Source organism: Devosia sp. P3_B2, assembly GCF_056402875.1.
On sequence record NZ_JBFUGO010000017.1, the window covers coordinates 53,271 to 67,774 of the forward strand.

Here is a 14,504-nt window from a genome sequence, read left to right on the forward strand (position 1 = left end):
AGCCTTCACTCCTCGGGCGAAACGTCCCCGAACTGGTACGTCGCCCAAGGTGGAAGGCTAACCGTCACCGGCTTGCCATCGACCGTCACCGCGGCCGGATCGGTGACGCGGTCGAGGCGGAGGATGGCGACGGCGCGGCCATCGACGACTTCGCCGATCGAACCGGCGTCGCGGCCGCCGGCAATGACGGACGTGCCGGCTGGCGCATCGATGCCGGAGACGATCACCGGGCGGCGGCGGGCGGTGCCGCGGTGCTTCATGCGGCTGACCACTTCCTGGCCGATGTAGCAGCCTTTGACGAAGTCGATGCCATCGAGCAGGTCGAGCCCGATATCGTGGGCGAAGTTCTGGTCGATGCCAAAATCCGGACCTTCTTCGGGGATGCCCGCGCTGATGCGATGCGTGGCAAAAGTGTCGTCCGGCGGCAACCAGCCGGTGGTGGCGGACTTCTCGGCGATCACGCGTTCACCAAGTCCGCGCGGATCGGCGTGGACCACGCCCTCGGTCCAGCCATCAAAGCTCCAGCCGACGGCGTGCGTGTCGCGCAGGTCGTCGATCTGCACCTGGGCGCGGAGGCGATAGAGCTTCATCTTCTTGAGGAAGGCATCGGCGACGGAGGTGTCCACATCGAGCCAGAAGGCATCCTCGGCCCAGCCGCTCAAGCCCTCGGCCTGCACCTTGCCCTGCGGCGAGAGCAGCGCCCACCACACGGCGGGGCCGGGTTGGGCGAGCAGGCGCCCGGTCACCACGTCGAACAGCAGCTTCTGCGCCTCGGGCCCGGAGAACCGGAAGGCGGCACGGGACGGACGGAGGATTGTGGGCATGGGATGGTTCCGCTACACCCGCCGAAAGGCAGGCGGACCACAGACATGGCGCAGTACGAGACGATCTTCAAGAACGGCACGGTGGTGAACCATGACGGGGTGCACCGCACGGACATCGCGGTCAATGACGGTCGCATCGTCGCGCTGGGCAATCTTGGCGCGGCTTCGGCCGGTGAGGTGGTCGACTGCACCGGGCTGCACGTGCTGCCCGGCGTCATCGATACGCAGGTGCATTTCCGGGAGCCGGGGCTGACGCACAAGGAGGACCTCGAATCGGGTTCGCTTTCGGCGGTGATGGGCGGCGTGACCGGCGTGTTCGAGATGCCCAACGCCAACCCGCTGACCACGACGCGCGAGACCTTCGAGGAAAAGATCCGCCTCGGCACCCGCCGCATGCACTGCGACTTCGCCTTCTACATCGGCGGCACGCACGACAACGTGGCGCAGCTGCCGGAGCTGGAGCGCCTGCCCGGATGCGCCGGGGTGAAGGTGTTCATGGGCTCCTCCACCGGCTCGCTGCTGGTGCCCGACGATGTCGGTGTCGAGGCGATCCTTTCCGCGATTTCGCGCCGCGCCGCTTTCCACTCGGAGGACGAGTATCGGCTCGAAGAGCGCAAGCACCTCCGCGTGCCCGGCGATCCTTCCTCGCACCCTGTATGGCGCGATCCCGAGGCGGCGATGCTGTCGACGCGGCGGCTGGTTGCCCTGGCGCGAAAAACCGGCAAGCGCGTGCACATCCTCCACATTTCGACCGCCGAGGAGATGGTGTTCCTCGCCGCCCACAAGGACGTGGCGAGCGTCGAAGTGACGCCGCATCACCTGACGCTGGACGAGACGGCCTACACCCGGCTCGGGACCTATGCGCAGATGAACCCGCCGGTGCGCGACAAGGCGCATCGCGAGGGAATCTGGGCCGGGGTGGCGAATGGCGTCGCCGACGTGCTCGGCTCCGACCACGCGCCACATACCCGCGAGGAAAAGGACCATGCTTACCCGGCCAGCCATTCCGGCATGACCGGGGTGCAGACGCTGGTGCCGATCATGCTCGACCATATCAACGCCGGCCGCATGACCCTCGAGCGCTTCGTCGACATGACCAGCCACGGCCCGAACCGGCTGTTCGGCATCGCCAACAAGGGCCGCATCGCGGTCGGCTACGACGCCGACCTGACGGTGGTGGACCTGAAGCGGCGCGAGACGATCACCAATGAGTGGGTAAAGAGCCGCGCGGGCTGGACGCCGTATGATGGGGTAACGGTCACCGGCTGGCCGGTGGGAACGATCGTCCGCGGCAACAAGGTGATGTGGCAGGGCGAACTGGTGACGCCGAGCGTCGGGCAGCCGATGCGGTTCCTGGAAGCGCTCTGAGGCTTACTGCAGCGAGCGGCTGAGGCTGTATTCGCCCGCCTGGATGCGATCGGGCAGCGTCGCGATCAGCTCCGAGATCGCCGTCTCTCCGTGGTGCTCGACCAGCGAGGTGATGGCAGCGAACAGCGAGGCATGGGCCAGCGCCAGCGTCGCGACGCCGTCGTCCTCGGCGGTGTTCCAGGCTTCCGCGATGTATTCGAGCGCCACTTGGCGCTCTTCGCGTTCGGCCTCGGCGAGACGTTCGATGCTGCCGTTGTCGCCCTTGAGGGTCTTGGAGAGTTTCATGACATCGCCCGTAGCACGCCCGCCCGCGAGGCGCGCCTCAGACGTCTCCAAAAGGTTAATATGCACTCTGCAATTGTTGTTAACCCGCAGAGCGCGTCAGGAAAAGTTGCAGACTTTTCCGGTTCGAACGCGCGAGAGGGTGCGGGGCTATTCGGCGTAGCGCGAGTGGATGTCGCGGGCGGTCTTTTCGGCCTCAACCAGCAGCCGCGACATCGCCTGCTGGGCCGACACGGTGCAGACGCGATAGAGCCGCGCGTAGGCTTCGTAGCCTGAGTTGAACGCGCCGGTCAGCCGTTGCTTGCGGTCATCATCAGGCTCGTCCAGCGCGATCAGGTCGGCCATCTCGCCGCGCCAGTCCGATGAGGCGGCGGGCTTGCACAGCGGATCAAGGAAATAGAGGCTGCCGAGGATCTCCGAGAGCCGCTCCATCTCCGCCTGGTAGGGCGGATCGATAGCCCGCGCCGGTCCCGCCGCGAGCAGCAGGGCAACAAGAGCAAGGCGAAGCGGGCGGAAGCGCATGCCCGCATCCTTAAGTGAAACGCCCGATTGCCTCAACTGCGATCGAAGATGCGGAAGGCTCCGGCCACCACGTCGCCCAGATCGGGGGTGGTGTACATGCCGCCGATATCGTCCGCTCGCACCCAACGCCACGCGCTGACTTCGTCGGAGGCGACGATCTCGCCCTCGAAGGCTTCGGTGGCATAGACCTGCAGGACGAAGCGGCCTTCGCCGAGGAACATGCGGCGGATCGGGTGCAACCGCCAGACGCGCAGGCCAACCTCTTCCAGGATCTCGCGCTCGGCCGCCTGCTCCGGCGTTTCGCCCGGCTCGAGCCGCCCGCCGGGCAGGCTCCACATGCCGAAATACGGCTTTCTGGCGCGCTGGATCAGCAGCACCTTGTCGCGATCGATCAGCGCGACACTCGCAGCATTCGGAGGCCGTTGGGACGCGGGCATAAACCGATGATTGTGGTTTGTCCTCGGCGCGGCAAGTGCCTAACTAGGGAGTGAAGGAGAGCCCCTTTATGTGCGGACGCTACGCCACCACCCTGCCGCCGGAAATGATGGTCGAGCTGTTCAACCTGCTCAACAAGATCGACTTTCCGCCACGCTACAACATCACCCCGACGCAGCCGATCGCGGTGGTGTGGGAGCAGTCGGGGCGCCGCACCATCCAGCTGGTGCGCTGGGGGTTCGTCCCGAACTGGGTGAAGGATCCGCGCGAGTTCTCACTGCTGATCAACGCACGGGCCGAGACCATGGCGGAAAAGCCGTCGTTCCGCGACGCTGTGCGCCACTCGCGCTGCATCGTCCCGGCCTCGGGCTACTACGAGTGGATGAAGGGGCCGGACGGCAAGCGCCAGCCCTACTACATCACCATGGAAGACGATTCCCCGATGATCTTCGCGGGGCTCTACTCGAACTGGTCGGGACCGGACGGTGAGGAGGTCGACACTGCCTGCATCGTCACGGTGGAGCCCAATCTCGAGATCAGCTCGGTCTATGACCGGATGCCGGCGATGCTCACGGGCGATGCTGTCGACATGTGGCTCAATACCCGCGACTTCGACATCACCGCCGCCCGACAACTGGCCTTGCCGCTGCCTCCGGGTTCGCTGAAGTATCATCCAGTGGGCAAGGCCATCGGCCGCGCCGATGTCGATGGGCCGGAGTTGATCCGGCCGATCACGCCCGAAGAGGCAGAGGCCGAAGCCGCGGCGGCGGTGAAGCCGAAGAAGAAGGTAGCCGCTGGCGGCGGCGGGCAGCTCGACCTGTTCTAGAACAGCTCGAAGTAGCCGAGCGCATCGCCGATCGCCTCTTCCTCGTAGCCGAGGTGGCTGAGCAAGACGCGTTCGAGGGCGCGGTAGAGTTCGAGCGTATCGGCGAAGCGGCTCGCGCCGGGTTCGGTCGCGAGTTCACCCAGCGCATCGATCAGCCGCACCAGCAGCTCATGCACGACGACATGCTCGGCCTGCAGCCGATCGGCGATGGCCTTGAAGCCGGCGCCCTGCGCGGCGATAGCCGGGAACACCGCCTTGTCTTCGATCGAATGGTGCGCGTTGACGATGTTGCAGTGCTGGCCGCAGAGGTTGCCGAAGCGGCGGTAGTTGGCGACCATGGCGAGGCTGGCGGCCTCCTCCGTCGCTTCTGTCGCGCGAACTTCGCCGGCGGCGGCGCGATCGATCAGCACGGCGAGAGTCTTCATGTTGTCGCGCAGGTGGTCGTGCACCTCCTTGAGGTGCAGGCCGGGCGCGCGCTGAGCCTCGGTCAGGCCCTCAAGCTTGATGGGCGCGGGCCGGGTGGTGTCGTCGAGAAATCCGATATCGAGCAGCATGGCCGTGAGATGGGACGCGGGTGGCGTGCCGTCAACAAGGCACCTCAGAGTACCTTACCCGGGTTGAGGATACCGTTCGGATCGAGCGCTGCCTTGATGGCGTGCATCATCTCGAGCGCCACCGGGTCCTTCACCTGCCGCAAGAGGCCCGACTTCAGTTGCCCGATGCCGTGCTCGGCCGAGACCGAGCCACCGAGTTTCCGCACCACCTCGTAGACCGCCGCATTGGCATCGGCCTCGCGGGCCATGAAGGCCTTGGGATCGGCGCCGACTGGCTGGCTGAAGTTGAAGTGGATGTTGCCGTCGCCCATGTGGCCGAACGGGCATGGCCGGACACCGGGGATGGCGCGTTCGACGGCCGCTGTGCCCTCCGCGATGAGCTGGGGGACCGCGCCGATCGGCACCGATACGTCGTGCTTGATCGAGGCGCCCTCCTTCGATTGCACCTCGCTCATCTGCTCGCGCGCTGCCCACATCAGCGTGCGATCGGCCTCGGACTCGGCAACCACGGCGTCGCCGACGAGGCCCGAACCCAGGGCCCCCTCCAGCGCCGATTGCAGCGCGCCGGGCACGCCGCCCCTCATGCGGTTGACCTCGGCCAGCACGTACCAGGGCGACAGCGATGCGGTCGGATCGCGCGGCAGCAGGCCGTACTTGAGCTGCAGGTCGACCCCGAAGCGGTTCATCAGCTCGAAGGCCGTCAGCCGCGAGCCGGTGCGCTCGCGCAAGAGGTAGAACAGCTCTAGCGCAGCCTCCGGGCCGCTGACATTGATCAGCGCCGTCTCCTGCGCCTCGGGGATCGGGAACAGTTTTACCGTCGCGGCGGTGATGAAGCCGAGCGTGCCTTCGGCGCCGACCAGCAGGTCCTTGAGGTCGTAACCCGTGTTGTCCTTCTTCAGCGCGTTGAGGCCGTTGTAGAGCCGCCCATCGGCCAGCACCGCCTCGACCCCGAGGGTGAGTTCGCGGGCATTGCCATAGGCCAGCACCTGCACGCCGCCGGCATTGGAGCTGAGCACGCCGCCAATGCGGGCCGAGCCCTGCGACGCCAGCCAGAGCGGGAAGATCGCGCCCGCCTCTTCCGCCACCTTGTGCGCTTCCTCGAGGATCAGCCCGGCTTCGACCGTCATGTGTCCGGCCGCCGCATTGACCTCGCGCACTCGGTTGATGCGGGAAAGGTTGACGATCACTTCGTCGCCCCTGAGCGGCACCTGGCCGCCGACCAGCCCGGTATTGCCGCTCTGCGGGATCAGCGGCACGCGGTGCTGGTTGGCCCAGCGGCAGAGCGCCTGCAGCGCCGCGACGCTGCCGGGTAGCGCCACGGCCACAGCAGCGACATGGAAGCGCTTCCGCGGTTCGGTCACATAGCTCGCCATTTCCTGGGGATCGGCGATCAGCGTACCGGCTTCGCCCAGGAGGGCCTTGAGGGCGCGGACGATGTCTTTGGGGGCCAGCGTGGTCATGGCGCCGGAAGATAGCCCCCGGCCCGCTTGGCGCAAGGGCGAACTTGCCCGCGCCAAGCCCCTATGCGACAAGCGGCGCCAACGAGACATTCCATACGGAGCAGAACGATGGCGCAGGGTCTGATGGCCGGCAAGAAGGGCCTGATCATGGGCGTGGCGAACAACCGCTCGATCGCCTGGGGCATCGCCAAGGCCCTCGCCGACCAGGGCGCCGAGATCGCCTTCTCCTACCAGGGCGAGGCGCTGAAGAAGCGCGTCGAGCCGCTCGCCGCCGAGATCGGCGTCACCACGCTGGTCGAGTGCGACGTGTCGAACGACGCGGCGATGGACGAGACCTTCCGCGTGCTCAAGGAGAAGTGGGGGACGATGGACTTCCTCGTCCACGCCATCGGCTTCTCCAACAAGGAAGAGCTCGAGGGCCGCTACATCAACACCAGCGCCGATAATTTCGCGCTGACCATGAACATCTCGGTCTACTCCTTCACCGCCGTCGCCAAGCGCGCCGAAGCCATGCTGAACCCCGGTGGTTCGCTGCTGACCCTGACCTATTACGGCGCGGAGAAGTACGTGCCGAACTACAACGTCATGGGCGTCGCCAAGGCGGCACTCGAGGCCTCGGTCCGCTACCTCGCGCACGACCTCGGCCCGCAGAACATCCGCGTCAACGCCATCTCGGCCGGCGCCATCAAGACCCTCGCCGCCTCGGGCATTTCGGGCCTTCGCACCATGCTGCACTATCAGGAGAAGGCGGCGCCGCTGAAGCGCAACGTCACGCAGGAAGAAGTTGGCTCCGCCGCGCTTTACCTGCTCAGCGACCTCTCCTCGGGCGTCACCGGCCAGATCCAGTATGTCGACTGTGGCTTCAATATCATCGGCATGCATGTCGATGATGAACCTGCCGCCGCCGCGCCCACTGCCTGACCTATTCCAGGGCTGCCGCGAGGCGGCCCTTTCTCTTTCCGAGCGTCACGATGTCTATCAACTGGCCTGAACTCTATTTCATCCGCCACGGCGAAACCGACTGGAACGCCGAGGGCCGGTACCAGGGCTCGAAGGACATCCCGCTCAACGACGTCGGGCGTGGGCAGGCCGACCTCAACGGCAAGCTGCTGCATCAGATCCTCGCCCGCGCCGGACGGACGCCGGCCGAGTTCAAGTGGCATGCCTCGCCGCTGGGCCGCACCCGCGAGACCATGCAGCGGGTGCGCTCGGCGTTTGCCGAACCGCTGCCCGAAGTCAGGTTCGACGACCGCCTCGTCGAGGTGTCGTTCGGCGTCTATGAGGGCAGGCTCCATACGGAACTCAGCTCGGGCGAGATGGCCATTGCCGGCGAGCGCGACGCCGATTTCTGGTTCTTCCGTCCGCCCTCTGGCGAAAGCTACGAGGATGTGGCGCAACGTGTCCGGAGCTTTGCCGCCGACACTCTCAAGGGTCCGGCAATCATCGTGGCGCATGGCGGTATCCTGAGGATCCTCCGCCGCCTGATCGAGGACTTTCCGGCGGAGCGCGCGGTGAACTGGTTCCCGCCGCAGGATTCGGTGGTGCACTTCATCGACGGCAAGAGCGTCGTGTACCCGGCCGGCCACAGCTGGGACGACTGAGCGGAGCGGCGGATGTCGACCACCACAGCATTCGCCACGATCCTCCATGACACCGAGGCACGCCTCGCCGGCCCGATCGCGGCGGCCGCCCCGGCGCTGCGCAGTCTCTTCGCCGGCTTTGCCGTCAGCCTGACTGAGGCGACCGATCCTCGCGTAGCTACGGTCCTTGCCGACACACTCGGAGCCCGGATCGCCTGGCATCCGACCGGCGAAGCGATCATCGGCCAGGCGCGACGCGGCGCCGTCGGGCTGGCGCTGGGATGTGGCACCGATCGCGTGCTGTACTCCGATCTCGACCACGTCCTGCGCTGGATCGACACCCATCCCGCCGAGATGGCGGATGTGCTCGCCGCCCAGCCCGAGGCGCAGCTGCTGATCATCGGGCGCACGGAACGCGCCATGGCAGCGGTGCCGAAGCGGTTGCGCGATACCGAGATGCCAATCAATCGGACCTACGAGCTGCTCACCGGCCGTTCGGCCGACCTGCTGTTCGCCGTGCGCCGGATGGACCGCGCCGCGGCTAGCGACATCGTCGCGCACAGCCGGGTCGACAGCATCGCCAACGACGTCGATTGGCCGCTGCTCGCCGAGCAGCTCGGCCACCGTATCGGTTACGCCGAAGCGCATGGCCTCTACTATCGCACCATCGACGAGTATGGCGCGGCGGCCGACAGCTACGACCTCGAGCCGCTGCAGTGGATCCGCCGCATCGAGATCGCCGCCGAGATGGCGAAGGCAATGCGACCATACCTCCGCCCGTCGGATTGAAGGATCACGTGGACAACATCTCCATCCGACCGTGGCGTTCGACGGATTCCGTGTTCGAACTGACCGAGATGCTGCACCGCGCCTATGCCGGGCTCGCCGGGATGGGGCTGCGCTTTTGGGCGACGCATCAGGGTGCCGATGTGACGCTGAAGCGGATCGAGCAGGGGGAGTGCTTCGTCGCCGAGGCCGATGGAGTGATCTGCGGCACTATCGTGTTCCGTGACTGCACCCGGACCGGCGGTTGTCCCTGGTATGATCGCGCAGACGTCGCTTCCTTCGTTCAGTTCGCCGTTGAGCCCGGCCTTCAGGCCAAGGGCCTCGGCCGGCGCCTCCTCGCCCATGTGGAGGAACGTACCATCGCCTCGGGCGTCCGGGAACTTGCCCTCGACACGGCGGAGCCTGCCACTCACCTCGTCGAATGGTACACGCGGCTCGGGTACCGGTTCATCGAGCACGCTCAATGGTCGCACACCAACTACCGCAGCGTCGTCCTGAGCAAGACGCTCCGCGCTGCATGAGCCCGCTTGCACCGAAGCGCCGATTGACCTTCATCGGGCAGGTTCCTAGAAGTCCTTCACGCTGAGGACCTGCGATGTCGTTCAACACCTTCGGACACCTGTTCCGTTTCACCACCTGGGGCGAGAGCCATGGACCTGCCTTGGGCGTGGTGGTGGACGGCTGCCCGCCGGGGCTGCCGATTTCGGCTGAGGTGATCCAGCGTGATCTCGATCGGCGGAAGCCCGGGCAGTCGCGCTTCACCACGCAGCGGCGTGAGGATGACCAGGTGCGTATCCTGTCGGGTGCGTTCGAGGACGAGCGCGACGGGCAGCTGAAGACCACCGGCACCCCGATCTCGCTGATGATCGAGAACACCGACCAGCGCTCCAAGGACTATTCCGAGATCAAGGACAAGTACCGGCCGGGGCACGCCGATTTCACCTACCACCAGAAATACGGCATCCGCGACTACAAGGGCTCGGGCCGCGCTTCGGCGCGCGAGACCGCGGCACGCGTTGCTGCCGGCGCCGTGGCGCGGCTGGTGATCCCTAACGTCACGGTGCGCGCCAGCCTCGTGCAGATCGGCCCGCACAAGATCGACTACTCGCGCTTCGACTGGGCCGAGGTGGACAACAACCCGTTCTTCTGCGCCGACCCGGTCGCCGCCAAGGAGTGGGAGGTCTACCTCGACGGCATCCGCAAGGCCGGCAACTCGGTGGGTGCGGTGATCGAGGTGGTGGCCGAAGGCGTGCCGCCCGGCTGGGGCGCGCCGATCTACGGCAAGCTGAGCGCCGACCTCGCGTCGGCGATGATGTCGATCAACGCGGTGAAGGCGGTGGAGATCGGCGCCGGCTTCGAGGCGGCCGAACTCACCGGCATCGAGAATGCCGACGAGATGCGCGCGGGCAATGCTGGACCCTATTTCACCTCGAACAAGGCAGGCGGCATCCTCGGCGGCATCTCCAATGGCGATCCGATCGTCTGCCGCTTTGCGGTGAAGCCGACCTCGTCGATCATCACGCCGCGCCAGACGGTGACGACGCACAACGAGAACACCGAAGTCATCACCAAGGGCCGCCACGACCCCTGCGTCGGCATCCGTGCCGTGCCCATCGGCGAGGCGATGATGGCGGTGGTGCTGGCCGACCATTTCCTCCGCCACCGGGGCCAGACCGGGCGCGAAGGCGGCATCGGCTACTGAGAACAGTCCGCAGCGCTCCGCACGCTGCTGTGGCGGATGCTTAGACGGCCGAAAATCGGTCGTTCAGCGCTCGCGCTTATGCGCGTTGACGCCGCCGGTCCGGCAGGGCCTCTTGTAATGACAACGTGTAAGTCATTGCCAGCGCTGGATTTATTCTAAGGGTAAGCGCTGGACGACTAAGCGGTCGCACTGAGACAACCGAGGGGTCGTCCGATGTTCGAACACTGTCGCGCCTTCATCATCGCCGCCGATCAGATCGAGACGCGGTCGCTTGAACTCACAGCGCACCATCTCGGTTTCGGCGAGGTGGTCAGCAAGCTGGACGGACCAAGCGCCATGCAGTCGCGCGCTGGCGTCACCTACTTCTTTCTCGGCTCCCGGATGCGCGACGACGAGTTGCTCGACGTGATCGAGGCGGTTCGCGACGAGCGGCGCTCGAAGCTCTGCTACTCACCGATCATCCTGTTCATCGACGATTGCCCCGCCGAGATCATGCTCAAATATGTGCGGTTCGGCTTCGACGACGTGATCGGGCTGCCGCAGCACCGCGATACGCTGGCCGAGCGGCTGGCGGAGCAGCTCAACAGCGAGCAGACCTATGTCGAGGCCAAGGACTATCTCGGGCCCGACCGGCGCCGGCTGGACCACGGCGCGGACCTGCGGGTCGGCGTCGCGGCGCATACGAGGCTGGTGTTCCAGCGCGATCCGAAATACGGCACCCGGGTGATCCACCGCGAGGTGCGCGGTCGCCGCTTCCGGGCGCTGCCCGACCCGAGCACGCATTTCATGCCGAAGCTGTTCGGCCACCGCGCCGTCTAGCGGCGCGAACCGCCTAGGACGCGAGGAGCTTCCGGATCTTGCCCACCGCGGCGTCGGTGGGCTCGCCATAGGCGATGGTGCCCTCGAACTGGCCGTCCTTGTTGATCAGGAAGACCGAGGCCGTGTGGTTGACGAGGTAGTAGCCGTCCGCATCGGGCGCCGTGGCCTCGGACATCGCGCCGAAGGATGCCTTGGCGTCGGCGGTCTGCACCTCATTGCCGACGAGGCCGATGGTGCCGGGAAACGAGCTCAGATAGTCGGCCAGCACGTCCTTGGTGTCGCGCTTGGGATCGACGGTGACGAAGATGGTGCGCAACTGGTCCGGGGAAATGCCGAGCGCCTCGCGCCACGCCGTCGATTCGGCCAGCGTTGTCGGGCAGACATCCGGGCAGTGGGTGTAGCCAAAGAATACGAGGCTCGGGGTGCCCTTGAGGTTGTCCTGGGTGAAGGTGCCCCCGGCCGTCGATTCGAGCGTGAACGGCTTGCCGGTGACCCCGATGGGAGCGGCCGGCGGCCTGAAGATGAACAGCGCCGTGGCGCCGATGGCGGCAACGACGACCAGCGTCCACAGAATGATGCGAAAGCGCGCCAGCGCCGGGGAATTGGTTTCGGCCATGAATGTTGCCCTACTGTGTTGGCGCTGCTTATAGCGCCCGTGGGGCAGATTTGGCGCGCGTCATTGTCGCGCAGTCACTGAGGTTTGTATCTGCAATCGGCGCCCGCGTTACTGCGGGTCGAGCGGCTCGGTGCCGGTGGGCTGGCCATTGCGCAGGGTGATCTTTTCGATCCGCATCTCGGCGGCCTTCAGCAGCGCCTCGCAATGCGCCTTCAAGGCCTCGCCGCGCTCATAGATGGCGATCGACTCGGCGAGCGGTGCCTGGCCGCTTTCCAGCTTGCCGACAATGCCCTCGAGTTCACGCAGCGCCGCCTCGAAGCTCATCTGCTTGATGTCGTCAGGGGTGGCGGGGGAATCGGCCATGTCAGTTCCTTCGATGAGGCTCGTTGCAGAGCGCTTTCAGGAAAAGTTGCAGACTTTTCCGGTTCGAAAGCGCGACAAATCAGGAACCTGGAGCATTTCGCCGTTTCAACGAAACGGTGAGATGCTCTAGCCCGCGGCCAGCAACTTTTCAACATGCGCGGCGACCCCGGTCGCGAGCCCCTGCCGGTCGTAGCCGCCCTCCAGCATCGAAACCAGCCGCCCCTCGCAGACCCGCCCGGCGACCTCGGTCAGGCGCTCGGTGACCCAAGCGAAATCCTCGGGGTGCCAGTTCAATCCGGCGAGCGGATCGCGATAGTCCGCGTCGAAGCCGGCGGAGACGAGAAGGAAATCCGGCCGGAACGCCTCGAGCGCCGGCAGGATGCGGTCGGTATAGGCGGCGCGCATTTCCGGCCCGCCGCTGCCGGCATCGAGCGCGGCGTTGCAGATATTGCCAACGCCGGTGAAGCTCGGCGATCCGGTGCCCGGATAGAGCGGCATCTGGTGGCTCGAGGCATAGAACACTGTCGGGTCGTCCTTGAAGATGTCCTCGGTGCCGTTGCCGTGATGCACGTCGAAATCGACGATCGCCACGCGTTCGGCGCCGAACTTGCGCTGCGCCTCGCGCGCCACGACGGCGATCGAATTGACGAGGCAGAAACCCATCGGCCGATCGATCTCGGCATGATGTCCCGGGGGCCGCACCGCACAGAAGGCATTCCGCACTTCGCCCAGCGCCACCGCCTCTAGCGCAGCAAGACCGCCGCCCAGCGCCGTTGCCGCCGCTTCGAGCGAGCGTGACGAGATGAAGGTGTCCTCGTCGATCTGGCCGATCCCTTCGGCCGGGCGGGCGCGGGTGAGGATGCTGAGGTAGCTGGCGTCATGCACCAGTTCGGCCAGCGTCAGGTCCGCCGAAGGCGCATCGCGGCGGACGAGCCTGGCAAAGCGATCGGCGCTGAGCGACTCCTCGACGGCACGTAGCCGGTCGGGTCGCTCGGGGTGCCCGGTGGGGGTGACGTGGCTTTCGAAATTGCGCTGGGAGACGAGAAGGGTGGCCATGGGCTCGGAACTGTCGCTGCCCCAATAGCTTGACGTTTTGCTGTCGAGCTTGTCAAACCTCGCGCCATGGCCGGTGCCGTTCATCCCCCGTCGGATTTGCCCGCGCTCGCAGCGCTGCTGCGGGCCGGCGAGCTCGTCGCCTTCCCCACCGAGACGGTTTACGGGCTCGGCGCCGACGCGACGAACTCCGATGCGGTGCTGAAGATCTACGAGACCAAGGGCCGTCCGCGCTTCAATCCGCTGATCGTGCACGTCGCCGATTTCGCCATGGCCGAGACGCTGGTGCACTTCAGCCCGATGGCGCGGAAGCTCGCAGAATTCTGGCCCGGCCCTCTGACGCTGGTGCTGCCGAAACGCCCCGAAGCCGGGCTTTCCGATCTCGTCACCGCCGGGCTCGATACCGTCGGCATCCGCATCCCCAACCATCCGCTGGCGCTCGAGCTGATCCGCGTGGCCGGCCTGCCGCTCGCCGCCCCATCCGCCAATCGCTCCGGCAAACTGTCGCCGACCACCGCGGCGCAGGTCGACCGCTCGTTCAGCGGCGCGGTGCCGGTGCTCGATGGCGGGCCATCGCAGGCGGGGGTCGAATCCACCATCCTCGCCGTCGAGGGCGACGTGGTGACGCAACTGCGCGCCGGCGCCCTGCCGCGCGACGAAATCGAGGCGGCAATCGGCCGGCCGGTGGCGGTCGCGAAACACGATGCAGCGATCGCCGCGCCGGGCATGCTGGCCAGCCACTACGCGCCGAACGCGACACTGCGGCTGGACGCCGAGCGGGCGGAGGCGGGGGAGACGTGGCTTGGCTTCGGTCCGGGCCCCGCCGGCGCCAACCTGTCGCCGAGCGGTGACCTGCGCGAGGCCGCCCGCAACCTGTTCGCGATGCTGCACCAGCTCGACGAGGGCGCCACGCGGATCGCCGTGGCACCGATCCCCCGCAAGGGCCTCGGCGAAGCGATCAACGACCGGCTGAAACGCGCGGCCGCGCCGCGGGGCTGACTGTGGCGAACCTCCGCTCCATCTCAACCTCAACTCCCCACCGGGGTGGGTTCGATCGTGCCACCAAACTCGATGCGGCACCTCCCCCTCTGACGGGGGGATGGATGGGGGTGAGCGGAGCCACAATCGTGAGGCCGGGCAAGGCGTTGCGAGAATCTTGCGCCGATCTATCCCCCCGCTCCCCACCCATGCGATTCTCCCCCCATCCGCTGCACCGAAGCGAGATCATGACGAGTGGTTGGTGCGGGGGAGACCGGGTGGGCTGCGGGTCGCTGCAGTTCAGGCGGAAACCATCACGGCAAGGACCGGTTCGCC

At 66.6% G+C, this 14,504-nt stretch carries 18 protein-coding genes; 9 read left to right on the forward strand and 9 right to left on the reverse strand.

Annotation, left to right across the window (positions count from 1 at the left end):
* Positions 1–5 precede the first annotated feature (5 nt).
* Positions 6–824, reverse strand: coding sequence for a CAF17-like 4Fe-4S cluster assembly/insertion protein YgfZ (gene ygfZ, locus AC1DV8_RS21395; protein ID WP_477158835.1), 819 nt, complete (start codon positions 822–824; stop codon positions 6–8).
* 45 nt (positions 825–869) lie between these two features.
* Between ygfZ and AC1DV8_RS21400 the strand changes: the two genes are divergently transcribed.
* On the forward strand, positions 870–2,192 hold the full coding sequence (locus tag AC1DV8_RS21400; RefSeq protein ID WP_477158836.1) for a dihydroorotase: 1,323 nt from the start codon (positions 870–872) through the stop codon (positions 2,190–2,192).
* Positions 2,193–2,195: 3 nt separating this feature from the next.
* On the opposite strand, the gene AC1DV8_RS21405 is transcribed toward AC1DV8_RS21400, so the two are convergent.
* The 3 genes from AC1DV8_RS21405 to AC1DV8_RS21415 form a co-directional block, all read right to left on the reverse strand.
* Positions 2,196–2,477, reverse strand: a complete 282-nt coding sequence (locus AC1DV8_RS21405) for a hypothetical protein (protein ID WP_477151717.1) — start codon at positions 2,475–2,477, stop codon at positions 2,196–2,198.
* Between the two features lie 147 nt (positions 2,478–2,624).
* Positions 2,625–2,996: a TIGR02301 family protein gene (locus AC1DV8_RS21410; RefSeq protein WP_477158837.1), complete on the reverse strand. Its 372-nt coding sequence runs from the start codon at positions 2,994–2,996 to the stop codon at positions 2,625–2,627.
* A gap of 32 nt (positions 2,997–3,028) precedes the next feature.
* Positions 3,029–3,433: an NUDIX hydrolase gene (locus tag AC1DV8_RS21415; protein WP_477158838.1), complete on the reverse strand. Its 405-nt coding sequence runs from the start codon at positions 3,431–3,433 to the stop codon at positions 3,029–3,031.
* A 68-nt stretch (positions 3,434–3,501) separates the two neighbouring features.
* Here AC1DV8_RS21415 and AC1DV8_RS21420 point away from each other — a divergent pair, with 68 nt between their 5' ends.
* A complete protein-coding gene (locus tag AC1DV8_RS21420) occupies positions 3,502–4,257 on the forward strand; it encodes an SOS response-associated peptidase (RefSeq protein WP_477158839.1) in 756 nt (251 codons plus the stop codon).
* On the opposite strand, the gene AC1DV8_RS21425 is transcribed toward AC1DV8_RS21420, so the two are convergent.
* Both AC1DV8_RS21425 and AC1DV8_RS21430 read right to left on the reverse strand, forming a co-directional pair.
* A complete protein-coding gene (locus AC1DV8_RS21425) occupies positions 4,254–4,811 on the reverse strand; it encodes a hemerythrin domain-containing protein (protein WP_477158840.1) in 558 nt (185 codons plus the stop codon). The genes AC1DV8_RS21420 and AC1DV8_RS21425 overlap by 4 nt on opposite strands.
* A 44-nt stretch (positions 4,812–4,855) precedes the next feature.
* Entirely contained in the window at positions 4,856–6,271 is a 1,416-nt protein-coding gene (locus AC1DV8_RS21430; RefSeq protein WP_477158841.1) for an FAD-binding oxidoreductase, read from the reverse strand.
* A 108-nt stretch (positions 6,272–6,379) separates the two neighbouring features.
* Between AC1DV8_RS21430 and AC1DV8_RS21435 the strand changes: the two genes are divergently transcribed.
* The 6 genes from AC1DV8_RS21435 to AC1DV8_RS21460 all read left to right on the forward strand — a co-directional run bounded on the left by AC1DV8_RS21435 (position 6,380) and on the right by AC1DV8_RS21460 (position 11,158).
* Entirely contained in the window at positions 6,380–7,192 is an 813-nt protein-coding gene (locus AC1DV8_RS21435) for an enoyl-ACP reductase FabI (protein WP_477151723.1), read from the forward strand.
* Positions 7,193–7,242: 50 nt separating this feature from the next.
* Positions 7,243–7,872 carry a histidine phosphatase family protein gene (locus AC1DV8_RS21440; RefSeq protein WP_477158842.1) on the forward strand — a complete coding sequence of 210 codons (630 nt, stop codon included), beginning with the start codon at positions 7,243–7,245 and terminating at the stop codon, positions 7,870–7,872.
* A 12-nt stretch (positions 7,873–7,884) separates the two neighbouring features.
* Entirely contained in the window at positions 7,885–8,640 is a 756-nt protein-coding gene (locus AC1DV8_RS21445; protein WP_477158843.1) for a hypothetical protein, read from the forward strand.
* Positions 8,641–8,648: 8 nt separating this feature from the next.
* On the forward strand, positions 8,649–9,158 hold the full coding sequence (locus AC1DV8_RS21450; RefSeq protein WP_477158844.1) for a GNAT family N-acetyltransferase: 510 nt from the start codon (positions 8,649–8,651) through the stop codon (positions 9,156–9,158).
* Between the two features lie 74 nt (positions 9,159–9,232).
* Positions 9,233–10,339, forward strand: a complete 1,107-nt coding sequence (aroC, locus tag AC1DV8_RS21455) for a chorismate synthase (RefSeq protein ID WP_477158845.1) — start codon at positions 9,233–9,235, stop codon at positions 10,337–10,339.
* 213 nt (positions 10,340–10,552) lie between these two features.
* Positions 10,553–11,158 carry a hypothetical protein gene (locus AC1DV8_RS21460; protein WP_477151728.1) on the forward strand — a complete coding sequence of 202 codons (606 nt, stop codon included), beginning with the start codon at positions 10,553–10,555 and terminating at the stop codon, positions 11,156–11,158.
* Between the two features lie 13 nt (positions 11,159–11,171).
* On the opposite strand, the gene AC1DV8_RS21465 is transcribed toward AC1DV8_RS21460, so the two are convergent.
* The 3 genes from AC1DV8_RS21465 to AC1DV8_RS21475 form a co-directional block, all read right to left on the reverse strand.
* Positions 11,172–11,774, reverse strand: a complete 603-nt coding sequence (locus tag AC1DV8_RS21465; protein ID WP_477158846.1) for an SCO family protein — start codon at positions 11,772–11,774, stop codon at positions 11,172–11,174.
* A gap of 108 nt (positions 11,775–11,882) precedes the next feature.
* A complete protein-coding gene (locus tag AC1DV8_RS21470) occupies positions 11,883–12,137 on the reverse strand; it encodes an exodeoxyribonuclease VII small subunit (RefSeq protein WP_477151730.1) in 255 nt (84 codons plus the stop codon).
* 126 nt (positions 12,138–12,263) lie between these two features.
* Positions 12,264–13,193 (reverse strand): histone deacetylase family protein, encoded by a 930-nt coding sequence (locus AC1DV8_RS21475; protein WP_477158847.1) that lies wholly within the window; start codon positions 13,191–13,193, stop codon positions 12,264–12,266.
* 66 nt (positions 13,194–13,259) lie between these two features.
* On the opposite strand from AC1DV8_RS21475, the gene AC1DV8_RS21480 reads away from it, so the two are divergent.
* A complete protein-coding gene (locus AC1DV8_RS21480; protein ID WP_477158848.1) occupies positions 13,260–14,189 on the forward strand; it encodes an L-threonylcarbamoyladenylate synthase in 930 nt (309 codons plus the stop codon).
* Positions 14,190–14,504: the final 315 nt, after the last annotated feature.